Origin of the sequence: Microvirga alba (genome assembly GCF_015694465.1) — a bacterium.
GTDB classification, from domain to species: domain Bacteria; phylum Pseudomonadota; class Alphaproteobacteria; order Rhizobiales; family Beijerinckiaceae; genus Microvirga; species Microvirga alba.
The window spans coordinates 129040-154753 of record NZ_JADQDO010000005.1 but is presented as its reverse complement, the minus strand read 5'-3'; the positions used below and the strand labels follow the sequence as shown (position 1 = coordinate 154753).

Sequence of the window (25714 nt, the reverse complement as noted above, 5' to 3'; positions counted from 1 at the left end):
ATTTTGAGGAAGGAAAGCCTGTGCCGCACGCCGCTCAGCTCGTTTCCCTCGCCACCGCCGTCCCGCCGCATGTCCTCCTGCAGCGAGATGTCGTCGCCGCCGCCGGCAGCATCTTTTCGCATCGCTATAGGGATTTCGACCGGCTTTCGCGAGTGTTTGAGACGGCCGGCATTCACAAGCGCCAGGCGGTGCGCCCGCTGGAATGGTTTTTCGAGCCCCACGGCTGGCCGGAGCGGACGGCGGCCTACCTTGAAGGGGCTCTCGCGCTTTTCGTGGAAGCGGCGACGAGGGCGCTCGATCAGGCCGAACTCAAAGCCGGCGACGTCGATGCCATCGTGACGGTCTCTTCCACGGGCATCGCCACGCCGAGCCTCGAAGCGAGGGCCTTTGGGCAGATGGGCTTTCGGCACGACGTTCATCGGGTGCCGGTCTTCGGGCTCGGCTGCGCCGGGGGCGTGAGCGGCCTCTCCATCGCGGCGAAGCTTGCGAAGGCCCAGCCGGGAAGCACGGTTCTGTTCGTGACGGTCGAGCTTTGCACGCTCGCGTTCCGCCTCGACGAACTGACCAAGGCCAACATCGTCGCGACGGCCTTGTTCGGGGACGGAGCTGCCGCCTGCGTTTTGCGCAGCGCCGGGGAGGGGATTGCCGAGATCGAGGCGGCGGGCGAGCACACTTGGCCGGACACCCTCGACATCATGGGATGGAACGTCGATCCGGAGGGCTTCGGCGTGGTCTTCGCCCGCGCCATTCCGCCCTTCGCGGAGGAGCATCTGGGGCCCGCGGTTTCGGGCATTCTCGACCGCGCCGGATTGGGCATGCGTGACGTCGACCGTTTCGTCTGCCATCCCGGCGGCAAGAAGGTGATCACGGCTTTGGAGCGGGCTTTGTCGCTCGATCAGGGTTCTCTCGATCACGAGCGGGTCGTGCTGTCCGAATACGGCAACATGTCCGCGCCGACCGTGTTGTTCGTGCTCGAGCGGGCCATGCAGGCCGGGTTGCCCCCCCGCTCGGTGCTGACGGCGCTCGGGCCGGGATTTACCGCAAGCTGCGTCTCGTTGAGGGCCGCATGAATCTGGCTCTTGCCGTTCTGGTCTTGGTGACGCTCGAGCGTCTGGCGGAGTTGTGGCTTGCCAGGCGCAACACGGAACGTCTGATCGCGAGAGGTGGGATGGAGGTCGCGCCTGAGCATTACCCGTTGATCGTCGCGCTCCATGCGGCCTGGCTCGGCGGTCTCTGGTGGCTTGGCTGGGACCAGACGGTTCATTTCGGCTGGCTTGCGGTCTTCGTCGGATTGCAGTTCCTGCGCGCCTGGGTGCTTGCGACGCTCGGGAAACGATGGACGACGCGCATTATCATCGTGCCGGGCGAGGCGCTGGTCCGCGCGGGGCCCTATCGTTTCCTGTCGCATCCCAATTATGCAGTCGTCATCGGCGAGATCGCGGTGCTTCCACTGGTTTTCGGACTGCCCTGGTATGCGCTGGCTTTCTCGGCTTTGAACGCACTTGTCCTCGTCATCCGCATCAGAGCGGAAAACACGGCGCTCGCGTCCAAAAGGGCGCGCTCACTCAGGTGAAGCGGGAACGTAATTACAGCAGGTTCACCTTGCCTGTCGCGATATCATAGACGCCGCCGACGACCTTGACCTTGCCGTCCTTCACGAGCTTGCTGACGATGGGATCGGACTCGTTCAAACGTTGAACGTTGTAGCGCACGTTCTCCGCCGTCGCCTCGGCCAGAAGATCGGACGGGTTTTTCTTCTTGGCCGCCTCAACAGCGGGCTTGATGGAGTTGACGAGTGCCGGAATATGCCCAGGTAGCTCGACATTGTCCTTGAGTACCTTGATGGTCGCGTCGACCGCGCCGCAGCCGGTGTGACCCAGCACCATTACCAGCGGGACGCCTAGATAATTCACCCCGTATTCAATGCTGGCGAGGCCGTCATTGTTGACGAAATTTCCGGCGAGGCGGACGACGAACAGTTCGCCTGGACCCTGGTCGAAAACCAGTTCGGGAGCGACGCGGGAATCGGCGCAGCTGATAATGCTCGCGATGGGATACTGCGCGGTGGCACGGGCGGCGCGCCCGGCCGAAAAATCCTTGTTCGAGGCTGTGTTGGCGGCATAGCGGGCATTGCCGTCTATGATCCGCTTCAATGCCTCGTCAGGGCCGATGGCGTTCGGCGCCTGTGCCCAGGCCGGTGTTGAACGCTGGCTCGCGGCAACAGCCGCGGCACCGAAAGCGAGGAAGTGACGGCGAGAGAGGCGTGAAGAGATTTGACACTTTTGGCACATGAGACCTCCAGATTCTTAAGCATTAAAGCTTACATTTCACTTCTAGGCAGTCTATTCTTTCTGGCGAAACTTTTTTCTTTCTGGCGAAATTTTTTGAAAATTCATATTGAATTATAAAGCGAACATATAGAGCTTTTTCCTAAATCTTACCTAAGAAATAGCTCGTCAATTTTCATGAAACTCTTTTAAAATATACTGAGTTTACTTCTGGCGCGCTGTCCAGCATCCTAGAACCTCCAGCTGAACTCGCCCTTCACGGTTTGATCCTGTGTCTTGCCGGAAAGTTGGCCGGAATAGCTTATGCCCAGCGTGGTGCTCGCTCCGATATTCAGGTCGAGAGCCGCCTCCGCGATCAGGGCATCGCGCGCGATGGGCGTGCCGGTCATGCTGAAGGGAAGAATCCCGTTGCGGAAGGCGAGCAGCGAAGCGGGAGTTGCGTCGCCGAAGGCATGGCGCCAGCCGAGCGTCCCTCGGAGCGCGAGAGCCGTCGTTTCCGAAAGCGCGAACCGGCTCGCGGCCCTCAAGCCCAATGTGGAGAAGGCCGTGTTGGCGTTGCCGCCCCAGCCTCGCAATGCCGCCGCTTGTCCGGCTTCCGCAAATCCATCCGTATGAAGGTTCACGTAGGCGAGGGCGGCGAACGGCTCCAGAGCGACCGACGCGACGGAGAAGGCGTACCCGACATCGCCAAAGACCTGGGTCGTGCGTCCGTCATAGTCGGTTTTCAGGGCGTCCGAAAATCCGGGGAAGGCGACCTGACGGCTGACGCCGATATTGTGCCAGGTGAAAGCTGAACCCAGGCGCAGGCCGAGCGATCCCCATTGGGTGCCACCATAGGCCGCGACATGGTAATTGTCGCTCGTCGCGGAGAAGCGCTGCTTGTCCCCATCGAGGGAAGTCTGGCTATACCCGCCCGCCAGACCGACACGCCAAGCGCCCAGCAGGGTATCCGCGCCGAGGAAGAAGCCGCCTGTCGTCGTGTCGATTTTCGCCGCGTCGCCGCCTTCGTTCTTGCCCCAGGAGCCGAAGCCCTGGCCCCAAAGCGCGACATTGGTTCCGCTCGGTGTCTGGATGACGCCCGGCGAGGCATTCAGGGCCGATAGCGGGCCCTCGATCGGCGTGAAGGCCTGGCGCAGGCGGCCGGTGACCGAATCCCGCACGTAGCGGCTGGTGTCGAGCAAGATGCTGCGGGTCGATGCGTGGATCTCGCCCGAAAGGCTGTCGAAGGCGGCGCGGACTGAGTTCTCATCAAGCAGCAGGATCGCGCGGTAGAGTGGATTCGTGCCGTCGAGGGCTTCCGCCGATACGGCCACCGCTTTCTGATCCGGCGACGTGCCGACATCCGCAAAAGTCGCCCTGTTCCGGAAGACCGTCACGGTGACGGCGCGGGCGCTGTAGGCGAGCGACAGGTCGAAGAACGCGAAGTCGTCCGTCACGGTGTCGAAGCGCCCCGCAATCGCCCCCGCGGTCACGACGCTCGCGCTTGTCTGTTGGGTGAGGGGATCGAGGTTGCCCGCGATCTTCAGGGTGCCCCCGAGCGAGGCCTTTCCGGTCACCGCAAGCTGGTCCGCCGCGCCGTCCTGGACACGCACCGAGAGAATACCGGCCTCGGTCTGGAGATAGTCGCCTTGAATGGTAAGGATACCGAGGGCGGCGGACGAACCGGGCGCGACCACGGCCGCGCTGTTTCTCACGCCGAAGGGGGCGACGATGCGGCCGGACCCCGTGAGGACGCCGCCGGTGAGGCTGAGCACGCCCGTCTCCAGAGTGCCGTTGACCCCGAGCCGCCCGGCGGAAAGCTCGGTCCCGAGGAGGACGCTCAACCTCCGGCCCGAAGGCAGATCGAGCGCGGATTGCGCACCTCCGATCCAGAGGCTGTCGATGGTCGGGTCCAAGTCGACAGTCATGGTTCCGGCTTGGGTGAGCGAAACCTGATAATAGCGCCCGGCAGCGCCGAGACCGCTGAAATGGCCTTTGGCGTTGTTGGGCACCACGCCGGCGCCGTTATACAGATCTTGCCACGCCTCCGGACTGCTCCAGAGGGAGTTGCCGCCACGAGCGGAAACCTGGCGCAGAGGATTGTACCGGGCGATCCAATCCAGGTAGTCGGCCACCGCAGTCCAGCCGGTCACGCTGCCATAGCCGAATTGCGGCCGCTCATCTGCATTGATGACCCAGTCGGCAATGCCGATCTGAACCAGCCCCGCGCTGGTGACGATGAAGAGCGGACCGCCGCTGTCACCGGGAGCGGCTCCGGCCTGGAGGCGGGGAATCGGGCCGGCCGGGTCGTCGGGCGCCGCCGGATCCTGGAACTGGCCCATGAGGTAGTTCTGGTTGTTGCCCGCCATGCCGGCTTCGCTGCCCGGCAGGTATCCCGCGAATGGGGTCTCGCCGACGCGGCGCTTGTCGTCATAGGGGCCGGTTTGGCGATAGGGCGGGTTCGAGCCCGTGCCCGAAGCCCCGTATCCGACCATCCGAATGATGGTTCCGACCGCGGGCAGCGGATCGCCGGCCCTGACGAGCGTCACCGGAGCAATCCCCGTGACGGGCGCATCCAGGGAGACGAGCGCGATGTCGTTTCGCAGCAGTTCCGGATCGTATCCGGCATGTGCGGCAACACCGCTGAAATAACGATTGTTGGGGTTGTAGGCCGTTGCGATGGGCGAAAACCCGACGCCCGTCTGGTAGGACGTGTAGAAATTCCCCGGTCCATTCTGGACGCAATGAGCGGCCGTCAGGATCGTGCGGAAATTGATGAGGCTGCCCGTGCAATGGGCTCCGCCCGGACCGACAAACGCGACCACGTTGTCGTAAACATTCTTGCGGTCGTAGTAGTTGCCGATGCCACCAGCCGCGTCGGCGGCACTGTCGTTGAGAACAACCGCCTCGGCCCTGACGATGCCCGCAAGGATCAGAGCAAAGGGCAAAAGCGCACGCAACGTCATCAGGCTTCCCGTCTGAACATATAGGTCTGTGCTCCTATAAAGGACGGACCCAAGTCCCGTCGAGCGGATTTCCCGCGTCCTCCGAGTAATCTTGGCCGCTACCTTCCGTCAATTTGACTTCGCCGCTGCTTTGAGGGACATCAGCGCCCTTCGCAGGCTTTTTGGCCTGCAGGAATTCTTTTGATACAAGGCATTTTTCGCTTCGGAGCACTTGATGGACGGTTTCGTCGCCCAGCAGCGCCTATCGCTGCGCCATTTTTCAATGGCGCAACTGGCGAGCGTCATCGAGCGGAGCCACGCGCGGCTTTGCGCCGTCCTCATCCTTTTGTCGCTCGTCTGCTTCCTGCCGGGCTTCATCTCGCTGCAGCCCATGGATCGCGACGAACCGCGCTACGCGCAGGCCTCGAAGCAGATGCTCGAAACCCGCGATTTCGTGGATATCCGGTTTCAGGACGAGGCGCGGCACAAGAAGCCCGTCGGCATCTATTGGATGCAGAGCGCCACTGTCGCGCTCGGCGAGGCCCTGGGCGTGCCGTCGGCCCATACGACTGTCGCGCTCTACCGGATTCCATCGTTGCTCGGCGCTTTGGCGACGGTTCTCCTGACCTATTGGGCCTCGCTGGTTTTCTTAAACCGGCGAGGGGCCTTCCTGACCGCCGCTCTCATGGCGACCTCGATCATTCTTATGGTCGAGGCGCGCCTCGCCAAGACCGACGCGATGCTGGCCGCGTGCTCTGTCGCCGCCATGGGTGGCTTGGCGCGGGCCTACTTGAGCCGTGGAGCCGGGGTTCTTCCACGGCGGACTTTGTTGATTTTCTGGCTCGGCGTTGCCGCCGGCATTCTCATCAAGGGGCCGCTCGTCCTGATGTTCGTCGGCACGACCGCCGCCATTCTGTCCTATCGCGAGCGCTCGGCCCGTTGGCTCCTGACCCTGCGGCCCTGGCTCGGCGCGGTAGGGACCCTGCTGGTCGTGTTGCCGTGGTTCATCGCGATCGCCATCAAGAGCGGTGGGGCATTCTACTCCGAGGCCGTAGGCCGCGACATGCTGGCCAAGGTCGGTTCAGGGCAGGAGGCGCATTGGGCGCCGCCCGGATTCTATCTTTTTGCCTTCTTCGCCACCTTCTGGCCCGGCGCGATCCTTGCCGCCATCGCGATACCCTTCGCCTGGAAGCACCGTCGGGAAGAGCCTGTCGCGTTCGCGCTTGCCTGGATCATCCCTTCCTGGCTGATCTTCGAGGCGGTGCCGACCAAGCTGCCGCATTATGTGATGCCTCTCTACCCGGCCATCGCGATTCTGACCGTCATGGCGATTTCGCGCCATTTCGTCGGGCCGTATCGTCCCGGCGCGAAGGTCTCGACGGTCCTGATCCCCTTCATCCCCATCGGCCTGACCGTCGGTTTGTCCGCCGCCGCATGGTCTTTCGACGGGACGCTGCCTTATCGCGGCCTCCCCATCCTGATCGCCTCGTCTCTGGCGGCGCTTTACGCGTGGCGGATGTTCGTGATGAACCAGGTTTTGAAAAGCGTCTGGGCGGGTTTGATCTCCTCGGCGCTTCTGGCGGTGGGCGTTTTCGGATTCACGCAGCTCGATCTGCGTTCGCTGAAATTGTCGCCCCGGCTCGCGGAGGTCGCGCGCAATCTCTCGTGCGAGAAGCCGCGCGTGGCGACGCTCGGCTATCGCGAGCCCAGCCTCGTCTTCCTTGTCGGCACGGACCTCGAAATGCTCGAGACCGGCCCGGAAGCATCGCATTTCCTGAAGCAGGACGGTTGCCGTCTCGTTTTCGTCGAGAAACGTTTTGAGGATGCGTTCCGGACCGAGAATGATCGTCTGGGGCAACACCCGACGCTCTCGACCCGCGTCACAGGTTTCAATATCAACAGCGGGCGACGGCTCGATATCGGGGCCTATTCCTCCGGCTTCTGAGATTGTCTCACCCTTTGCAGAGGTGGCCTGATGGCCCTTGATCGATGAACGTCCCCGTCCCGGCCCCGCGCATCAGCGTCGTCGTGCCCGTCAAGAACGAGGCTCTCAACATTCTCCCCCTCGTGGAGGAGATCGAGCGCGCCTGCGCCGCTTTGGGACCGTTCGAGGTGATCTACGTGGATGACGGCTCGACGGATGCGACGGTCGAGCAGGTTCTGAACGCCCGCTCCACCCGGCCCTGGCTTCGCCTGGTGCAACACGATGCCAGCTCGGGGCAGAGCGCGGCGGTGCGCTCCGGCGTGCAGGCTGCGAGCGGGTCGATCATCGTGACCCTCGACGGCGACGGGCAGAACGATCCGGCGTTCATTCCGCAATTGGTGGCGGCCCTCGACGATCCCATGACCGCCCTCGCGGCCGGGCAGCGTCTCGGACGCAAGGGCACTTACAAGAGATGGCAATCCCGGATCGCCAACGGCGTGCGCGGGAGGATCCTCAAAGACGGCACGCGCGATACCGGCTGCGGGCTGAAAGCCTTCCGCCGCGACGTTTACTTGCGCCTGCCTTACTTCGATGCCCTGCATCGTTTCATGCCCGCGCTGGTGAAGCGGGAGGGTTACAGAATAGCCCACGTGGATGTCGTCGACCGCCCGCGCCATGCGGGACGGTCCAATTACGGCCTGTTCGACCGCTTGTGGGTCGGCATTCTCGACCTCGCGGGAGTGTGGTGGCTGCTGCGCCGCCGCCGCCGCGTGCCGGTCGCGCAGGAGATCCTCTAATGCTGATACGGCTGGCGCACGATATCGGACTGTATTTCTACGACGTGCTCGTCGCCCGCTTCGACATTTGGGCGGCGTTCGGCGTGCTGGCGCAGCTCGTCTTCGGCGCGCGTTTCATCGTGCAATGGATCGCAAGCGAGAAGGCGGAACAGAGCGTGATCCCGGTGGGATTTTGGTTCCTGTCCATCGGCGGCGGGCTCATGACGCTCGTTTATGGCTTCGTCCGGCATGACATCGTCATCATCCTGGGCCAAGCATTCTCGGTCTTCATCTACATTCGCAATCTCATGCTGATTGCGAAACACGCGAAGAAGAACAAGAAAAGTACTCAGGCCGAAGCGGAACTCGAAGCTTCGGCGGGATAAGCCCGAAGGCTTTCCCGCCGAAACTTTCCTATGATCAAGCCGCCTTGGCGTCGGCTTCCTTCAGACGCGCGAAGCCGGCATCGAGATCGCGCTTCAGATCGTCGAGATCTTCCAGGCCGATCTGGAAGCGCAGCGCATGACCGCCGGGCTTCCACTGCGTCGCCGTGCGATAGGTCGAGCAGTCGAAGGGGATCACGAGGCTCTCGAAGCCGCCCCATGAAAAGCCCATACCGAACAGCGCGAGGCCGTCGAGCATGGCGGCGAGCGCGCGGTCCGAGCAGGGCTTCAGAATGATCGAGAAAAGGCCCGAAGAGCCCTTGAAGTCGCGCTTCCAGATGTCGTGGCCAGGATAGGTTTCGAGCGCCGGGTGGAGAACTTCCGCCACTTCCGGGCGGGCGGCAAACCAATGCGCCATGTCGAGGGCCTGCTTTTCGTGCTCGCGCAGACGCAGGGCCATGGTGCGCAGGCCGCGCAGCCCGAGGAACACGTCCTCCGGGCCGGGGCACATGGCGAAAGCGTCGTAGGTGTCGCGAAGCGCCGGGAAGCAACGCTCATTCGCCGAAACCATGCCGAGCAGGAGATCGGACCCGCCGCTGAGATACTTCGTGCCGGCCTCGATCGCGATGTCGACGCCGCGCTCATGGGGCGGGAAGAAGAGGGGGGTCGCCCAGGTGTTATCCATGATGACGACCGCGCCATGCCGGTGCGCGACCTCAGCGATGGCCGGGATGTCCTGCATCTCGAAGGACTGGGAGCCGGGCGCTTCCGTGAAGACAGCTTTCGTGTTCGGCCTGAGCAACGCCCCGATTCCGGCCCCGACGAGCGGGTCGTAATAGGTTGTTTCCACACCAAAATTCTTGAGCATCCCGTCGCAGAATTGGCGGGCAGGGCGATAGACCGAATCCGGCACCAGCAGATGGTCACCGGACTTGAGGCAGGACATGAGCGCAAGCGTCACGGCGGCCAGGCCCGAGGGCGCGAGAACTGTCCCAGCGGCACGGGTCAGCTCGGTCCAAGCCGCCTCAAGGGCGTCGGTCGTCGGAGTTCCTTTCGTTCCATAGGAATAACGACCCCGACGATGCAACAGATCGTCGGTCGTCGGGTAGAGAACGGTCGAGCCTCGATAGATCGGCGTGTTGACGAAACCGTGCTGCTCGGATGGGTCGCGCCCGGCATGGACGAGGCGGGTACGGTCACCGAGATCGGCAGGCTTTGAAGGAGTTTTGGACATTGTTTCAAGGGGATAATGACGGGGAATCGATGTGACGTCGCCGGGATCGCGACGTCAACCCCGGCATAAGGTGGCTTCCATCAAGACTTGACCAGTGATCAATCATAGAATGTGATGGGTTAATGTCGTTTCGTTCGAAGCGACGAGGAACGGTCTAGGGAACACGGCTTGGGCAGCACCAGAAGGCTGCCAAGCCGGGTTTATACATTGGGAGAATAACCACATGAAAAAGGCTATCGTATCGATTGCCTTCGGCCTGACGGCCAGCTTGCTCGTTGCAGGCAGCGCCTCGGCTCAGGCGACCCTCGCGAGCGTAAAGCAGAAGGGCTACCTGACCTGCGGCTCGAACACCGGCCTCGCCGGCTTCGGCTTGCCGGACGCTCAGGGCAATTGGACCGGCCTCGACGTCGAGTTCTGCCGCGCCATGTCTGCGGCCATCTTCGACGACCCGACCAAGATCCGCTTCATCCCGCTCGCCGCCAAGGATCGCTTCACGGCGCTCCAGTCGGGCGAAGTGGACGTTCTGGCCCGCAACTCGACCGTGACGATGTCGCGCGACACGCAGCTCGGCCTCGATTTCCCGGCCATCAACTACTTCGACGGCCAGGGCTTCATGGTCCGCAAGAAGCTCGGCGTGTCCTCGGCCAAGGAGCTGAACGGCGCTTCGATCTGCACCCAGCAGGGCACCACCACCGAGCTGAACCTCGCGGACTACTTCCGCGCCAACAACATGAAGTACGAAGTCGTGGCCTTCGCGACTTCGGACGAGACGTTCAAGGCCTATGACGCCGGCCGTTGCGACGCCTTCACCACCGACGCTTCCGGCCTCTACGCCGAGCGCCTGCGCGCCTCGAACCCGGACGATCATATCGTTCTGCCGGAGATCATCTCGAAGGAGCCGCTGGCCGTTGCGGTCCGCCATGGTGACAATCAGTGGGGGGACATCGTCCGCTGGACCCACAACGCCATGCTCAACGCTGAAGAACTCGGCGTGACGAAGGCCAATGTTGACCAGATGAAGGGTTCGGACAATCCCGAGATCAAGCGTCTTCTGGGCTCCGAGGGCAAGTTCGGTGAGGCCGTCGGCCTGACCAACGATTGGGCCTACCGGATCATCAAGCACGTCGGCAATTACGGCGAGAGCTTCGAGCGCAACGTCGGCGAAGGCTCCAAGCTGAAGATCAAGCGCGGCCTGAACGCGCAATGGACCAAGGGCGGTCTGCAATACGGTATTCCGATCCGCTAAGCGCATTCGGGACGGGCGTCCGGAGCGATCCGGGCGCCCCTTTTAAAAGCTGCTACCCCAGGGCAGGCCGTCACCGGCATCAACAAAGGTGAATGGCCCAAAAACAACAAGCCGTCAGAGGATGGGTTCAGTGCAGACCGCTATCAGTCAGGCATCACCGCCGAAAAAATCGTTCCTGTACGATCCCAGGGTACGCGGAATTTTCTACCAGGTTCTTCTGGTATGCGTCGTCGCGTACCTGTTTTACATGGCGGCATCGAACGCCATCGAGAATCTCCGACGCGCGAAGATCGCCTCGGGGTTTGGCTTTCTCGAAAACACCGCCGGCTTCGACATCAGCCAGACGCTGATCACGTTCAGCGCCGCCGGCTCGACCTACGGCGACGCTTTCGTCGTCGGCCTTCTGAATACGCTTCTCGTTTCCGCCATCGGCATCGTGTTCGCGACGCTTCTCGGCTTCACTGTCGGCATTGCGCGCCTGTCCACTAACTGGATGGTGGCGAAGGTGGCGATGGTCTACGTCGAACTCCTCCGCAACATCCCGCTGCTGCTGCAGTTGCTGTTCTGGTACATCGCCGTTCTCGGCCCCTTGCCGCAACCGCGCGATTCCTACGTGATGGGCGCCGGCTTTTTCCTGAACTCTCGTGGCCTGTTCATGCCGCGCCCGATTTATGCATCAGATGCGTGGGTCATCGGGGCAGCTTTCGCGATCGGCGTCGTCGGAACCATCGTGTTCCGCCGCTGGGCGAAGAAGCAGCAGGAATCGACAGGCCGTCAATATCCCGTCGGGCTCGCCACGATCGGGCTCGTGCTGGGGCTGCCGATTGCCGCCTGGCTGGTTCTGGCCTTGGCGAACGCCAATCCCGTCAGTTTCGACCTGCCGGTGAAGGGCACCTTCAATCTTCGCGGCGGAATGCAGATTCTCCCTGAATTCGTCGCGCTTCTCGTTGGGCTTGTGACCTATACGGCCGCGTTCATCGCGGAAGTGGTCCGCGCAGGCATTCTCGCCGTCTCCAAGGGGCAGACGGAGGCTGCGGGCTCGCTTGGCCTCAAACCCGGACAGACGCTCCGGCTCGTGGTGATTCCGCAGGCGATGCGCGTCATCATCCCGCCGCTGACGAGCCAATATCTCAACCTGACCAAGAACTCGTCGCTCGCTGTCGCGATCGGTTATCCCGATCTCGTGCAGGTCTTCATGGGCACCGTCCTCAATCAGACCGGACAGGCCATCGAAGTCGTGACGATCACCATGGGCGTTTACCTGACCATCAGCCTCGTGACCTCGTTCGTCATGAATATCTACAACCGCCGCGTGGCGATCGTCGAACGGTAGGACACCACATGAACACCGCCGTTGATATGTCTCGCTTCGTGCGCTCCGAGAACATCGAAGCGCTCCCTCCGCCAAACCTCGCACGCGGGCCTGTTGCCTGGGTGCGGGAGAACCTGTTCTCCGGCCCGGTCAACACGCTGCTGACCTTGGCGGTCATTTATCTGCTATATATCCTCATCCCACCGATCGTCGATTTTCTCTTCGTCAATGCAGTTTGGACGGGAACGGATCGCGCCGCCTGCCGCGCCGAGACGGCCGGACACCCGGTCGGAGCCTGCTGGGCCTTTGTGATCGAAAAGATCAACTTCTTCACTTACGGCTCGTACCCGGCGGCGGAGCGCTGGAGGGTCAATATTTTCTTCGCCCTGCTCGCCCTTGGCGTGGGTTGGCTCCTGTGGCTCAAGGCACCGCGCCGGGATCTGGGAGCGATCTACTTCTTCTGGCTGTTCCCGGTGCTTTCCTACATCCTGCTGACGGGCGGCAATGTTAGCCTGGGTTTGGGATTCTGGATCAAGTTCGCCGTCGCCAGCGCAGTTTTCCTGGCGGTGCTTGCGGCCGCTGCCTATGCGCTCAAGACGTCGATGCGCTCCGCCGTTCTCATTGGCGGAGGGATCGTCGCGGTCATCGGCATCACGCTCGCCCTTGTCAATGTGGATTGGGGCCTGCGGCCGGTGCCGAGCGCGTTCTGGGGCGGCATCCTCGTCACTCTGCTGGTGGCAACTGTCGGAATCGTTTTCTCGCTTCCGTTCGGCATTCTTCTGGCTCTGGGGCGGCGCTCGAAACTGCCGATCCTGCGGCTCGCTTCCGTCATCTTCATCGAGTTCGTTCGCGGCGTGCCGCTGATCACGGTCCTGATCATGGCGAACACCATGCTGCCGCTCTTCCTGCCAGCCGACATGACGGTGGATCGTTTAGCGCGGCCGCTCATCGGCGTCGCTTTCTTCGCCTCCGCCTACATGGCCGAGGTGGTGCGCGGTGGCCTGCAGGCCATGCCGAAGGGCCAGTATGAAGGTGCAATGTCCTTAGGGCTCAACTATCCGCAGATGATGGTTTTCATTATTCTGCCGCAGGCGCTGCGGATTGTGATTCCCGGAATCGTGAATACGTTCATCGGATTGTTCAAGGATACGTCGCTTGTGTCGGTCGTCGGCATCTTCGACCTGGTCAAGACGATCGAGGCGTCGCGCATCGATCCGAATTGGGCAGCGCCGACGATCAGCTATACGGGCTACGCCTTCGCGGCCCTGTTCTACTTCATCTTCTGCTTTGGCATGTCGCGATATTCGCTTGGTGTCGAGCGGCGTTTGGCGACTGGTCAGAAACGGTAACATCCATGGCAATGACAATGGCAGCTCAACAGATTTCCGCAGCAGTCGTCGACCCGCAGGCCGAGGCCGCGGTGCAGATGATCGGGGTGCACAAGTGGTACGGCGAGTTCCATGTGCTGCGCGACATCAACCTCAATGTCCGGCGCGGTGAGCGCATCGTGGTTTGCGGGCCTTCGGGCTCCGGCAAATCGACCATGATCCGCTGCATCAACCGTCTGGAAGAACACCAGAAGGGCCGCATCATCGTGGACGGCACCGAACTGACCAACGACCTCAAGCGTATCGACGAGGTGCGCCGCGATGTCGGCATGGTGTTCCAGCACTTCAACCTGTTCCCGCATCTCACCATCCTCGAGAACTGCACGCTCGCCCCGATCTGGGTGAAGAAGATGCCCAAGAAAGAGGCGGAAGAGGTGGCGATGAAGTACCTGACCCGGGTCAAGATCCCCGAACAGGCAAACAAGTATCCGGGCCAGCTCTCCGGTGGCCAGCAGCAGCGCGTGGCGATTGCCCGCTCCTTATGCATGAACCCCAAGATCATGTTGTTCGACGAGCCGACCTCGGCGCTCGATCCGGAAATGGTCAAAGAGGTGCTCGACACGATGGTCGGCCTCGCGGAAGAAGGCATGACCATGCTGTGCGTGACGCACGAGATGGGCTTCGCCCGTCAGGTCGCGGACCGGGTGATCTTCATGGATTATGGGCAGATCGTGGAAATGAACACGCCCGGCGAGTTCTTCAAGAACCCGCAGCACGAGCGCACCCGGCTCTTCCTCAGTCAGATCCTGCACTGATCGCGACCAATCGGAATGCAAAAAGGCCCCGGAAAATTCGGGGCCTTTTTTCTTTGTGGGCTTCGTCTCCGGTTGCGGTTCAGGCTTTCTCAGCCGGCCCGGTCGCGATGGGCAGGTCCGTCCGCGCGCCCCATTCCGACCAGGAGCCGTCATAGATGGCCTTGATCGGATGCCCGGTGGTTTCAAAAGCCAGCGCGAGGATTGCTGCCGAGACGCCTGAGCCGCAGCTCGTGATGACCGGACGCTCCGGATCGACGCCCGAATCCTTGATCGCCTGCTCCAGGTCCGCCTTGTCCTTCAGGCGACCGTTCTCGACGATTTGCGCGAAGGGAAGGTTGAGGCTGCCGGGCATGTGGCCGGCGCGCAGGCCAGGGCGCGGCTCGGGGGCCTCGCCGCGAAAGCGCTCAGCCGGTCGGGCGTCCACGATCTGCGCCGAGCCCGATTGCAGGGCCTGCAGCACACCAACCGAATCGACGACGGCGGAGGCGTCGAGCTTCGCCTTGAAGGTACGGGCCGGGCGGGGCTTCTCGGGGCCCGTCTCGATCGGCCGTACCTCAGCGTTCCATGCGGGAAAGCCGCCGTCGAGAATGCGCACGTCCCGCGCGCCGAACACGCGGAAGGTCCAGAGTACGCGCGGGGCGGAGAACAAGCCCACGCCGTCATAAACGATGATGGTCGCGTCATCGCTAATGCCCATCGCGCCGACAGTCGCCGCAAATTCCTCCGCTGTGGGCAGCATATGGGGCAGGGTGGAGGACGTGTCCTTCACCGTGTCGATGTCGAAGCGGATCGCGCCCGGAATGTGCGCAGAGAGAAATTCCTCCTGCGGATCGCGATTTTGCGTCGGCAAGTACCAGGAGCCGTCGACGATCACGACATTCGCATCGTTCAGGTGGTCTTGCAGCCACGCGGTGGAAACGAAGGGTTGGGGCATCGCTAAACTCGCTATCGGGTGAATTGATGGTGATGTGCAGAACCGGTTCGGAATATGCTCGGTGTTCAATCGGCGAGCGAGATCCGTACGCGACGGTTCTGTTTGCCCTTTTTCTCGATATCGGTAATCGCGACCGTGCCGATTTCGCCCGTGCGCTGCACATGCGTGCCACCGCAGGGTTGAAGGTCGATGCCCGCGATCTCGACAAGGCGAACGCGGCCTGAGCCGCGCGGCGGCTGCACGGACATGGTTTTCACGAGGCCGGGATTCGCATCGAGTTCCGCGTCTGTGATCCAGCGGTCGGTGACCGGTGCGTCCTGGGCGATGAGCGCGTTCAACTTGTCCATCAGCTCGGCCTTGTCGAGACCGGCATCGGGAATATCGAAATCGAGCCGTCCGTCGCCATCGCCGATGGAACCGCCGGTCACGGGATAAGGCAGCACGACGCTGAGAAGGTGCAGGGCCGTATGGACGCGCATGCGCTTGAAGCGGCGCTCCCAATCGAGCTCCAATCCGATGGTTTCTCCAACAGCGATGGTCGCGGTGTTTTCCGCGCCGACCAGATGAACCACCTGCGAGCGGTCGGCACCGTAGACGGCATTCGTTACCGCGAGCCGCACGCCATTCGCGCGGACAAGAGCGCCCACATCGCCCGGCTGGCCGCCGCCTTGGGCGTAGAACACCGTGCGGTCCAGAATGACGCCGCCTTCCGGCGTTACGCCGAGGACGGTGGACTGGCAGGAGCGGGCATAGGCGTCATCGCGAAACAGAAGCGTTGTGGCTGTCATCGTCATCCCGAGCATATGAGCCGAGGCCAAGCGGCCAACAGCGGAGGGGCGGAAGGTGACGGCAAGCGGCCGGGCGGGTCAAGCTGCTCCGTCAGTCCCGCTCGGCTGAAGATTGTTGCAATTGTTCGTCGCGCAGGCGGCGAAACGCTTCCAGGGCGCGCTCCCGAGCCGGCCCATGCGGGACAATGGGCAGGGGATAGGTACGACCCAAGGTGATCCCGGCGGACCGAAGAACCAGGGGCGGCGCTTCCCATGGCTTGTGAATGAAGGCGGACGGCAGATTCGCCAGTTCCGGAACGAAGGCCTTCACATAATTACCTTGCGGGTCGAATTTCTCGCCTTGAGTAACGGGATTGAAAATGCGGTGAAACGGGGCCGAATCGGGACCGGACCCGGCGACCCATTGCCAGCCGAAGGCGTTGTTCGCCGGGTCTGCATCGACGAGCGTGTCCCAGAACCAGGCCTCTCCGCGCCGCCAGTCGATCAGCAGGTGCTTGATCAGAAATGAGGCGACGATCATCCGCACCCGGTTGTGCATCCAGCCGGTCCGCCAAAGCTGCCGCATGCCGGCATCGACCATCGGGTAGCCGGTCAGCCCCTTTTGCCACGCCTCAAACGCCTTCTCGTCCTCGGACCAGGGAAAATGCGCGAATCGGCGGCTGTGCGATGCCCGTGAAAGATCGGGGTATTGATAGAGAAGCTGATAGGCGAATTCGCGCCACACCACTTCGCTCAAAAGCTTTTCGGCATCGCGGCCCAGGCCGGGCTCATGCGAACGCCGATGGGCGATCGCGTGCCAGATCTGGCGGGGCCCGATCTCCCCGAATCGCAGATGCGGCGAGAGTCGGGTCGTCCCCTCCACACCCGGGATGTCGCGATTCTCCGCGTATCCCTTGAGACCGCCGTCGAGAAAATCGGCGAGCCTTTCCAGAGCCGCGGATTCGCCGCGTTGCCAGTGATTCCTGAAACCGCCGGCCCAGTCGGGTCTGACAGGCTCAAGATGAAGCTCGGCGAGCGAAAGGGCCTCGTCGAGAATCGATGAGGGCCAGTTTCCGGATTCGAGGTTCTGCGGAGCGGGCAGGGGAGCGGCTACCGGCCTTTGTCCGACCGCCCGGGAATAGGGCGTGAAGACCTGAAATGGCTTTCCCGATTGATTCGTGATCTCCCAGGGTTCGTTGAGAAGCCTGCCGTTGAAGCTGTGCGCCTTGATGCCGCGCACGGTCAGGCTCTTCTTGATGGCGCTGTCGACGGCGATTTCCTCGGCCGTGTAGCGGCGATTCCAGAAAATCGCGGACGCGCCGGTCTCCGAGGCGATCCGCTCGATGACCGATTCAGCCGCGCCTTGCAGCAGAATCAGTTTTGAGCCGAGCCGCTTGAGCGATTCATCGAGGGCTTCGATCGAGCCGTGGAGCCACCATCGCGCAGCTCCTCCGAGCGGGCGAAAGCCTTCGGATATTTCGTCGAAGATGAAGAAGCAGAGAATCGGAGCGCCGCTCGCGACCGCCGCTGCGAGCGCAGGGTTGTCGGCAAGGCGATGATCGTCGCGAAACCAGACGAGGACTGGAGCAGCCAAGCTTTATCTCCATTCGGTGGTCTGAATGCAGCCCATGCGCAAAAAGCCATGCTTTCGGCCCATATGGAATTCCACGATCCGAAGGAAATCGAGATTTTCAGGAGAAAGTTGGCTCCGGCGGTAGGATTCGAACCTACGACCAACGGATTAACAGTCCGCTGCGCTACCGCTGCGCCACGCCGGAATAATGCCATACCTTATTCGAGAAACGCGGTTTGTTTCTCACGGGGGCCGGTGGACCGAAGTCGTCGCCGCCCGAGGTGGGGTGGCATATACCACGGGTTCAGCCGGTTGCAAGTCCCTTCATTGAATCTCACGTCATGAAAAGCTGCTGTTGCTCTTTGGTGCGACGCTCTGCTATGGAGCACCCGTCGCGTTCGCGGCACGCCCCGGATGGCCTCGTGGCGGAGTGGTTACGCAGAGGACTGCAAATCCTTGCACCCCGGTTCGATTCCGGGCGAGGCCTCCAACTTTTTTCTGAGGCAATTCATGGTCGATTTCACGCAAGCGCGCCGGATGATGGTCGATAGCCAGCTGCGCACTTTCGATGTGAACGACATCGCTCTTCTCGACGCCATGGGTGTCGTTCCGCGAGAGCGGTTCGTTCTGCCCGGCCGCGAAGAGCTTGCCTATATCGACCAGGATATTCCTGTCAGCGAAGGCGCCGATCGCCGCTTCATGATCTCCCCTATGATCGAGGCGCGGCTCATTCAGGCGCTTGAGATCGAGGCCGGAGACAAGGTTCTCGATGTAGCTGGCGGGCGCGGCTATTCATCGGCGGTTCTCTCGAAGCTCGGCGCGCAAGTGACCGCGCTCGAATCGGATGAAGCGCTGGCTGCCGCCGCGAAGGCCAATCTGGCCTCGGTGAATGCCGATCAGGTGATCGTGAAGGTCGGCCCCCTCGATCAGGGTTGCGCCGAGAACGCGCCCTTCAACGCGATCCTCATCAACGGCGCTGTGGACGTGCGGCCCGATCATCTTCTGCGCCAATTGCAGGAAGGCGGAAAGCTCGTGTGCGTGCAGGGGCGTGGACGCGCTGCGAAAGCGACGCTTTATGTCCGTTCCGGCGACACATTTGGCGAGCGCGGTCTTTTCGACGCAGCCGCCCCCGTTCTCTCCGCTTTCCAAAACAAGCCAAGCTTTATATTTTAGTAGCGTGATAGTGTCGCTTTTTTGCGCCACTGCGCTATTAATCGCAGCCAAACTTGGCCTAAACGATTGCCGATCAATTCCCTATGGGTATTGTTTCGCTTCGAGTCGAGTTGGATTAAGAAATTTGAGAGTCGGACGGCGGGTCGACCGTTTTGAACCGGCGGGTAGGTGGGCGTGAACAAAGAAAAAATCTCTAAAAAATACTACGCGCTCTTCGGGGTCATGACGTCGGTCGCCGTTTTGGTTGGGGCAACAGCCGCTTCCGCGGAAACGCTGGAGGGCGCGTTGGCCAAGGCATATGGCAATAACCCGAGTCTCAACGCCCAGCGCGCCAATGTCCGTTCAACTGATGAAAACGTGGCTCGCGCGAAGTCCGGCTATCGTCCGAGCGTGAATGCAACGGCCGATGCCGGCCCGTCCTATGCAGATTATTCGGGTTCGAAGAGCGTCAAAAGTTTGTTTGGACGTGGTGCGGGCATCCAGATCGACCAGTCGCTTTTCAACGGTTTCCGGACCACGAACTCGGTTCGTCAGGCCGAGTCCTCGGTTCTCGGCTCCCGTGAAACCCTGAACAACACCGAGCAGAATACGCTTTTCAACTCGGCATCCGCCTACATGAACGTGCTGCGGGACACGGCCATTCTGGACCTGCAGCGTAACAACGTCGAGGTGATCGACGAGCAACTGCGGCAGACCCGGGACCGTTTCAATGTCGGCGAGGTGACGCGGACCGACGTGGCTCAGGCCGAATCACGCCTCGCCTTGGCCCGGTCTCAGGCGAGCGCCGCCGAGGCGACATTGCGAACTAGCATCGCGCAATATCGTCAGGTCATCGGTGTTGAGCCGCGCCAGCTGGCCCCGGGGCGTCCGCTGGACAAAATTCTTCCAAAGACCGTCGATTCGGCCCTGAAGGTCGCCCTCGACGAACATCCCGCCATCAAAGCCTCTTTGCACGGGGTGGATGTGGCTGAACTTCAGGTTAAGATCGAGGAAGGGGCCCTCGCGCCGTCGCTTGGGCTGCGAGGCACTGTCTCCCAGCGCTATGACAGCCAGATTGTCGGAGATAAGCTCTTTTCCGCTTCCGCGGTCGCCCAACTGACGGTGCCGATCTATGACGGCGGAACGGCTTATGCCTCGACCCGTCAGGCCAAGGAGACCGTCGGGCAGCGCCAGCTTGAGGCTGACTCGATCCGCGACCAGGTTCGCGCGGCCGTGGTTTCGTCCTGGGGCCAGCTTGAGGCCGCACGTGCGCAAATCATTGCCGCGCAGGCCCAGGTGGACGCTTCGGAAACCGCCCTCAACGGCGTTCGCGAAGAGGCCCGCGTCGGCCAGCGGACGACCCTCGACGTCCTCAACGCTCAACAGGAACTGCTGAGCGCCCGTGTGAATCTCATCACCGCTCAGCGTGATCGGGTGGTCGCATCCTACGCCGTGGTGCAGGCCATGGGACGTTTGAGCTCCCGGAACTTGGGCCTCGCGGTGAACCATTACACCCCGACGATTCACTACGATCAGGTCAAGGACCTGTGGGGCGGCCTGACCACCCCGGACGGTCGCTAAATAATCCCGGGGCCGTCCACTGCTGGACCGCCCCGCTTGGCTTGCCTCTCCGTCAGAGCGTGAAATACTGAAGACATTCGAAAGAATGTGATTCTAAAAAACCTTTGATCGGCGGGGCGTATGAGTTCAGCGAATCCCAAGATTCACGAGCCATCGATGGAAGAAATCCTGGCTTCCATCAGACGCATCATTGCGGACGATCAGGATGCGATGCTGGGGGCAAAAAGCCCGGAGCCGTCGCCCGGCCCGTCGCCGCTGCGCAACGTGCTCGATCTCGCCGAACGCCAATCGCCTCTCGCCTTCGCGTCCGAGCCAAAGGCTCCCGGTCTTGGCGCGTATGATGGAGACGAAGGCGAGGACGAGGACGAACGGGCGGAGCCATTCGAGGCACCGGTGGCCGATTTTGAGCCGGTCTACAAGATCGAGAAGCTCGTCCCTTCGCCGCTGTCTCCCCTGAAGGAGACCTCGTCAGACAGGCCGGCGCCATCGGTACCTGCCGATAACGTTCTTCTCTCGCAGGAAACAAACGCCTCGGTATCGGACGCGTTCAACCGGCTTGACTCCAGCCTCCCCGCCAGCAGCCCGAAATCCATGGAGGATCTCGTGAAGGAGATGCTTCGGCCCATGCTCAAATCATGGCTCGACGACAATCTCCCACCGCTTGTGGAGCGGCTCGTTCAGGCCGAGATCGAGCGCGTGGCGCGGAGAGGTCGCTGAGACCATCGGCGTAGGCCGGTGATGTGCTTGGATGGGATCGGCGGCGGCATCAGATCCGGGCGGATATGCTCCGGTCGCGGAAACGGACCCTGCTCCAGTTGACTTCGCCTCGTCCGTCCGGTTTGTAACCGTCATATTTTGCGCGCGCTGACGCGCCAACGTGCCGGTATATTCACCATGATGGACAAGACGTTCGATCCCGCTGCTGTCGAAGCGCGCATTTCCACCCGCTGGGAGGAGGCCGAGGCCTTCAAGGCCGGTCGCGAGGACCGGAAGGGCGCGCAGCCTTATACGATCGTCATTCCCCCGCCGAACGTCACCGGCTCGCTCCATATGGGGCACGCACTCAACAACACCGTTCAGGACATCCTCTGCCGCTTTGAGCGCATGCGCGGCCGCGACGTGCTCTGGCAGCCCGGCATGGACCATGCGGGCATTGCCACGCAGATGGTGGTCGAGCGCCAGCTGGCGGAGAAACAGATCCACCGTCGTGATCTCGGGCGCGAGGACTTCGTCGCCCGCGTCTGGGAGTGGAAGGGCGAGTCCGGCGGACGCATCAAGGCCCAGCTCCAGCGCCTCGGAGCGTCCTGCGATTGGTCGCGCGAGCGGTTCACCATGGACGAGGGCCTGTCGAAGGCGGTCCTGAAGGTGTTCGTCGATCTCTACAAGCAGGGCCTGATGTACAAGGACAAGCGCCTTGTGAACTGGGACCCGAAATTCCAGACCGCCATCTCCGACCTCGAGGTCGAGCAGGTCGAGGTGAAGGGTAACCTCTGGCATATCCGCTACGCCATCGAGGGCATGCCGGACCGTTCCATCACGGTCGCGACCACTCGTCCCGAGACGATGCTCGGCGACGTGGCGGTGGCGGTTCATCCCGAGGATGAGCGCTACAAGGACCTCATCGGCAAGCACGCGATTCTGCCGCTTGTGGGCCGGCGCATCCCGATCGTGGCGGATGAATACTCCGACCCGGAGAAGGGCACCGGCGCGGTGAAGATTACGCCTGCCCACGACTTCAACGATTTCGAGGTCGGCAAGCGCCACAAGCTGCCGCTCATCAACATCTTCGGCACGGAAGCCCAGCTTCAGCTAGACGGCAATGACTCTTTCCTCGACGGCCTGCCGTCGTCGGACGACCTCAAGGCGGTTCACGCGCTCGACGGCCTCGACCGGGCCGAGGCGCGCAAGCGCATCGTGGCCATGCTCGAAGAGCGCGAGATCCTCGTCCAGATCGAGCCCCACACCCATATGGTGCCCCACGGTGACCGCTCGAACGTGGTGATCGAGCCTTATCTGACCGATCAGTGGTACGTGAACGTGAAGCCGCTGGCCGAGCGCGCGCTCGGCGCAGTCAAGAACGGCAAGACCAAATTCGTGCCCGAGACCTGGGAGAAGACCTACTTCCAGTGGCTGGAAAACATCGAGCCGTGGTGCGTGTCGCGCCAGCTGTGGTGGGGCCACCAGATCCCCGCGTGGTACGACGCTGACGGCAATGTCTATGTCACCTACAGCGAGGATGAGGCCAAGGCCGAGGCGCGCGCCAAGCATGGGCGCGACGTGCCGCTGACCCGCGACGAGGACGTGCTCGACACCTGGTTCTCCTCGGCCCTGTGGCCGTTCTCGACGCTCGGCTGGCCGGACGATACGCCGGAAGTGCATCGCTACTACCCGACGAACACCCTCGTCACGGCCTTCGACATCATCTTCTTCTGGGTCGCCCGGATGATGATGATGGGCCTGCATTTCATGGACGAAGTGCCGTTCGACACGGTCTATATCCACGCCCTCGTCCGCGACGAGAAGGGCGCGAAGATGTCGAAGTCGAAAGGCAACGTCATCGACCCGCTTGACGTGATCGACCAATACGGCGCGGACGCCCTGCGTATGACCCTCTCCGCCATGGCGGCGCAGGGACGCGACATCAAGCTCAGCGTCCAGCGCGTCGAGGGCTACCGCAACTTCGCGACCAAGATCTGGAATGCGGCGCGCTTTGCCGAGATGAACGGCTGCAAGCGCGTTGACGGCTTCGATCCGAAGGCGGTCAAGGAGACGCTCAACAAATGGGCGCTCAGTGAATGCGCCAAGGCCATCGGCGAGGTGGCTGCGGGAATCGAGGCCTACAAGTTCAACGAATCCGCGCTGGCCGCCTATCGCTTCGTCTGGAACGTGTTCTGCGACTGGACGCTGGAACTGGCGAAGCCCGTTCTCCAGGGCGCGGATTCACCCGCCAAGGAAGAAACCCGCGCCACCATCGCCTTCATCCTCGATGAGATCTGCAAGCTGTTGCACCCCTTCATGCCGTTCCTCACGGAGGAGCTGTGGGAGGTGAAGGGGCAGGAGGGGCCGAAGCGGGAGACGATCCTGGCGCTTGCGCCGTGGTCGCAACTCGACGGTTTGATCGATCCTGCCGCCGAGGCCGAAATCGGCTGGGTGGTCGATCTCGTCACGGAGATCCGTTCCGCCCGTTCGGAGACGAATGTCCCGGCCGGTGCGCAGATTCCGCTCGTTCTGGTCAACCCTTCCGCCGACGTGAAGGCCCGCGCCGAGCGTTGGGGCGACATCGTCAAGCGGATGGCCCGCTTGTCGGATATCGGCATCGTCGACGCTGCCCCCAAGAGCTCGATCCAGCTCCTGATCCGTGGCGAGATGGCGGCGCTGCCGCTTGAAGGCGTCATCGACCTCGTGGCCGAGCGCGCGCGTCTGGCGAAGGAAATCCAGAAGCTCGATTCCGACATCGCCAAGATCGACGCGAAACTCGGCAATGCCGATTTCATCAAGCGTGCTCCTGAAGAAGTGGTCGAGGAACAGCGCGAGCGCCGCGACGACGCCTCAGCCCGCAAGGCGAAGATGGAAGAGGCGCTTAACCGGTTGAAGGACGCTTGAGGCGAGCCCTGCGAGGTGTGTTGAAGGGCAGCCTGGTGCTGCTCTTCGGGTTCCTCGCGGCAATCATTCTCACTGCGCGGCCGGGTGATCCGGCGCTGTTTCCGGCCGGTGAGGATGGCATCGACGTCCTCCTCGTCGGCAATGGCTATCATGCGGGCCTCGCCATCCCGCTCGCGCCCTTGGCAGCTGTCGCAACGCGGTTTCGGCAATTCGACTGGATCGAGGTCGGCTGGGGTGACGCGGACTTTTATCGGGCAACCCCGACCGCTGCTTCGCTGCAGGCGCGGCCCGAAGCGTCCCACCTCATCCTGAGGAGGTCGCGCAGCGACCGTCTCGAAGGATGATCAGGGGAACTGTGGAAACGCCCGCGTATCCACTCACCCCACCACGAAATCCAGCAAGAGCTTGAGATTCAGCCCAATGATGATCGCCGCGATCACGCCTGCGAGGGCGGTGAGCCAGCGCGGCGCCACGAGTTCGCCCATCTTCGCCTTGGAGGCGGTCAGGGTCACCAGCGGAACGACAGCGAAGGGGAGTTGCAGGCTCAGGACCACCTGGCTGAAGATCAGGAGCTTTCCAGAGCCGCTCTCGCCATAGGCGATGGTGACGGCTGCCGCCGGGATGATCGCGAGGCCGCGTGTGACGAGGCGGCGCAGCCAGGGCGCGATCTTGAAGTTGATGAAGCCCTCCATGACGATCTGGCCCGCCATGGTGGCTGTGACCGTGGAGTTCAGGCCGCAGCACAGAAGCGACAACCCAAACAGCATGGGCGCGATGGCTGTGCCGAGCAGCGGTTGCAGCAGGGAATGCGCATCGCCCAGTTCTGCGACTTCCGTGCGTCCAGTGTGATGGAACGCGGCGGCGGCGAGGATCAAGAGCGACGCGTTGATCGTCAACGCAAAGGTCAGCGCGATGGTCGAGTCGAGGGTGGCGAAGCGCATCGCCTCCCGCCGCTCGGGTAAGGTCTCGCCATAGGCCCGCGTCTGTACGATGCCCGAATGCAGGTAGAGGTTATGCGGCATGACCGTCGCGCCGAGGATACCGAGCGCGAGATAGAGCATGTCCGGATTGGAGAAGAGCTCGGTCGTCGGTGCGAAGCCGCGAATGACGCCGCCCCATTGCGGGCTTGCAAGCGCGATCTGAATGCCGAAGCAGATGGCGATGACGCCGAGCAGGGTGATGATGAAAGCCTCGACCCAGCGGAATCCAAGCTTCTGCAGATAGAGAATAAGAAACACGTCGAGCGCGGTGATGACGACGCCGATCTCAAGCGGGATGCCGAAGAGCAGATTGAGGCCGATCGCCGTGCCGATGACCTCGGCGAGATCGGTGGCGCAGATCGCCAGCTCGGCCAGCACCCATAGCCCCCATGCGACAGGTCGCGGATAGGCGTCGCGGCAGGCTTGCGCCAGGTCGCGGCCCGAGGCGACGGCAAGGCGCGCGCAGAGGGCCTGCAGGATGACCGCCATGAAATTGGAGATCAGCACCATGGAGAGCAGGGCGTAGCCGTATTTCGAACCGCCCGCGATGGATGTGGCCCAGTTGCCCGGGTCCATATAGCCCACGGCGACGAGATAACCGGGGCCGAAAAAGGCTGCCGCGCGCTTCCAGGTCGAGCCCGACCGCACCGCGATCGACCGATTCACCTCCGGCAAGGGCGGCATCAACTGGCCGCGACGCCAGCCGGCTTCGGGCGTGAGGGAGGATGGGGCGGGCTGATCCATGGCTCTTTCTGCAGTTGCGAATTAATTGCAAGAAGAAGCTAACGGGAAGCGCAGGCCGCCGCAAGAGACGTTTTTGAAAATATTCGGCCAGGCGGCGCGGCTCTTTCGGCAAGTTTCGCAGAACGACCGAAAAGACGGGGAGACCTTGGC

The 25714-nt window shown here is 62.4% G+C and carries 21 protein-coding genes and 2 tRNA genes; 15 read left to right on the top strand and 8 right to left on the bottom strand.

Going from position 1 to position 25714, the window contains the following annotated elements; translation table 11 throughout:
- Nucleotides 1-20: 20 nt before the first annotated feature.
- Entirely contained in the window at nucleotides 21-1070 is a 1050-nt protein-coding gene (locus tag I2H38_RS12065; RefSeq protein ID WP_196272108.1) for a type III polyketide synthase, read from the top strand.
- Complete coding sequence (locus tag I2H38_RS12060; protein ID WP_196272107.1) at nucleotides 1067-1573, top strand: isoprenylcysteine carboxyl methyltransferase family protein; 507 nt, start codon at nucleotides 1067-1069, stop codon at nucleotides 1571-1573. Before I2H38_RS12065 ends, I2H38_RS12060 begins: the two co-directional genes overlap by 4 nt.
- Nucleotides 1574-1586: 13 nt before the next feature.
- Here I2H38_RS12060 and I2H38_RS12055 read toward each other — a convergent pair whose 3' ends face one another.
- Nucleotides 1587-2291 (bottom strand): carbonic anhydrase, encoded by a 705-nt coding sequence (locus I2H38_RS12055; protein ID WP_196272106.1) that lies wholly within the window; start codon nucleotides 2289-2291, stop codon nucleotides 1587-1589.
- Between the two features lie 227 nt (nucleotides 2292-2518).
- Nucleotides 2519-5233 (bottom strand): autotransporter outer membrane beta-barrel domain-containing protein, encoded by a 2715-nt coding sequence (locus I2H38_RS12050; RefSeq protein ID WP_196272105.1) that lies wholly within the window; start codon nucleotides 5231-5233, stop codon nucleotides 2519-2521.
- 214 nt (nucleotides 5234-5447) lie between these two features.
- Between I2H38_RS12050 and I2H38_RS12045 the strand changes: the two genes are divergently transcribed.
- Genes I2H38_RS12045 through I2H38_RS12035 form a run of 3 tightly spaced genes read left to right on the top strand, consistent with a single transcriptional unit; the run spans nucleotide 5448 to nucleotide 8298 of the window.
- Nucleotides 5448-7157 carry an ArnT family glycosyltransferase gene (locus I2H38_RS12045; RefSeq protein WP_196272104.1) on the top strand — a complete coding sequence of 570 codons (1710 nt, stop codon included), beginning with the start codon at nucleotides 5448-5450 and terminating at the stop codon, nucleotides 7155-7157.
- Between the two features lie 44 nt (nucleotides 7158-7201).
- The gene (locus I2H38_RS12040; RefSeq protein WP_196272103.1) at nucleotides 7202-7933 is read left to right on the top strand and encodes a glycosyltransferase family 2 protein; all 732 of its coding nucleotides are present in this window, start codon (nucleotides 7202-7204) and stop codon (nucleotides 7931-7933) included.
- On the top strand, nucleotides 7933-8298 hold the full coding sequence (locus I2H38_RS12035; protein WP_196272102.1) for a lipid-A-disaccharide synthase N-terminal domain-containing protein: 366 nt from the start codon (nucleotides 7933-7935) through the stop codon (nucleotides 8296-8298). The genes I2H38_RS12040 and I2H38_RS12035 overlap by 1 nt, the downstream gene beginning before the upstream one ends.
- A gap of 34 nt (nucleotides 8299-8332) precedes the next feature.
- On the opposite strand, the gene metC is transcribed toward I2H38_RS12035, so the two are convergent.
- A complete protein-coding gene (gene metC / locus I2H38_RS12030) occupies nucleotides 8333-9529 on the bottom strand; it encodes a cystathionine beta-lyase (RefSeq protein ID WP_196272101.1) in 1197 nt (398 codons plus the stop codon).
- Nucleotides 9530-9752: 223 nt separating this feature from the next.
- On the opposite strand from metC, the gene I2H38_RS12025 reads away from it, so the two are divergent.
- From I2H38_RS12025 to I2H38_RS12010, 4 genes are all read left to right on the top strand, one after another.
- Nucleotides 9753-10775, top strand: coding sequence for an amino acid ABC transporter substrate-binding protein (locus I2H38_RS12025; protein WP_196272100.1), 1023 nt, complete (start codon nucleotides 9753-9755; stop codon nucleotides 10773-10775).
- A 121-nt stretch (nucleotides 10776-10896) separates the two neighbouring features.
- Nucleotides 10897-12108, top strand: coding sequence for an amino acid ABC transporter permease (locus I2H38_RS12020; RefSeq protein WP_196272099.1), 1212 nt, complete (start codon nucleotides 10897-10899; stop codon nucleotides 12106-12108).
- 8 nt (nucleotides 12109-12116) lie between these two features.
- Entirely contained in the window at nucleotides 12117-13436 is a 1320-nt protein-coding gene (locus I2H38_RS12015) for an amino acid ABC transporter permease (RefSeq protein ID WP_196272098.1), read from the top strand.
- A 77-nt stretch (nucleotides 13437-13513) separates the two neighbouring features.
- Complete coding sequence (locus I2H38_RS12010; RefSeq protein ID WP_196272238.1) at nucleotides 13514-14230, top strand: amino acid ABC transporter ATP-binding protein; 717 nt, start codon at nucleotides 13514-13516, stop codon at nucleotides 14228-14230.
- Between the two features lie 79 nt (nucleotides 14231-14309).
- On the opposite strand, the gene sseA is transcribed toward I2H38_RS12010, so the two are convergent.
- From sseA to I2H38_RS11990, 4 genes are all read right to left on the bottom strand, one after another.
- Entirely contained in the window at nucleotides 14310-15164 is an 855-nt protein-coding gene (gene sseA / locus I2H38_RS12005) for a 3-mercaptopyruvate sulfurtransferase (RefSeq protein WP_196272097.1), read from the bottom strand.
- A gap of 65 nt (nucleotides 15165-15229) precedes the next feature.
- Nucleotides 15230-15952, bottom strand: a complete 723-nt coding sequence (locus I2H38_RS12000; RefSeq protein WP_196272096.1) for an alanyl-tRNA editing protein — start codon at nucleotides 15950-15952, stop codon at nucleotides 15230-15232.
- A gap of 91 nt (nucleotides 15953-16043) precedes the next feature.
- Complete coding sequence (locus tag I2H38_RS11995; RefSeq protein ID WP_196272095.1) at nucleotides 16044-17525, bottom strand: cryptochrome/photolyase family protein; 1482 nt, start codon at nucleotides 17523-17525, stop codon at nucleotides 16044-16046.
- A 109-nt stretch (nucleotides 17526-17634) separates the two neighbouring features.
- A tRNA-Asn gene (locus tag I2H38_RS11990) sits at nucleotides 17635-17709 on the bottom strand.
- Between the two features lie 211 nt (nucleotides 17710-17920).
- On the opposite strand from I2H38_RS11990, the gene I2H38_RS11985 reads away from it, so the two are divergent.
- The 6 genes from I2H38_RS11985 to I2H38_RS11960 all read left to right on the top strand — a co-directional run bounded on the left by I2H38_RS11985 (nucleotide 17921) and on the right by I2H38_RS11960 (nucleotide 24184).
- Nucleotides 17921-17994 (top strand) — tRNA-Cys (locus I2H38_RS11985).
- 20 nt (nucleotides 17995-18014) lie between these two features.
- Nucleotides 18015-18677 (top strand): protein-L-isoaspartate O-methyltransferase family protein, encoded by a 663-nt coding sequence (locus I2H38_RS11980; RefSeq protein ID WP_196272094.1) that lies wholly within the window; start codon nucleotides 18015-18017, stop codon nucleotides 18675-18677.
- A gap of 222 nt (nucleotides 18678-18899) precedes the next feature.
- Entirely contained in the window at nucleotides 18900-20237 is a 1338-nt protein-coding gene (locus tag I2H38_RS11975) for a TolC family outer membrane protein (RefSeq protein WP_196272237.1), read from the top strand.
- 156 nt (nucleotides 20238-20393) lie between these two features.
- Nucleotides 20394-20954, top strand: a complete 561-nt coding sequence (locus I2H38_RS11970) for a PopZ family protein (protein ID WP_196272093.1) — start codon at nucleotides 20394-20396, stop codon at nucleotides 20952-20954.
- Nucleotides 20955-21131: 177 nt separating this feature from the next.
- Complete coding sequence (locus I2H38_RS11965) at nucleotides 21132-23840, top strand: valine--tRNA ligase (RefSeq protein WP_196272092.1); 2709 nt, start codon at nucleotides 21132-21134, stop codon at nucleotides 23838-23840.
- A 20-nt stretch (nucleotides 23841-23860) separates the two neighbouring features.
- Nucleotides 23861-24184 (top strand): DUF2459 domain-containing protein, encoded by a 324-nt coding sequence (locus I2H38_RS11960; RefSeq protein ID WP_196272091.1) that lies wholly within the window; start codon nucleotides 23861-23863, stop codon nucleotides 24182-24184.
- Between the two features lie 33 nt (nucleotides 24185-24217).
- On the opposite strand, the gene I2H38_RS11955 is transcribed toward I2H38_RS11960, so the two are convergent.
- Nucleotides 24218-25564 (bottom strand): Nramp family divalent metal transporter, encoded by a 1347-nt coding sequence (locus tag I2H38_RS11955; protein WP_196272090.1) that lies wholly within the window; start codon nucleotides 25562-25564, stop codon nucleotides 24218-24220.
- Nucleotides 25565-25714: the final 150 nt, after the last annotated feature.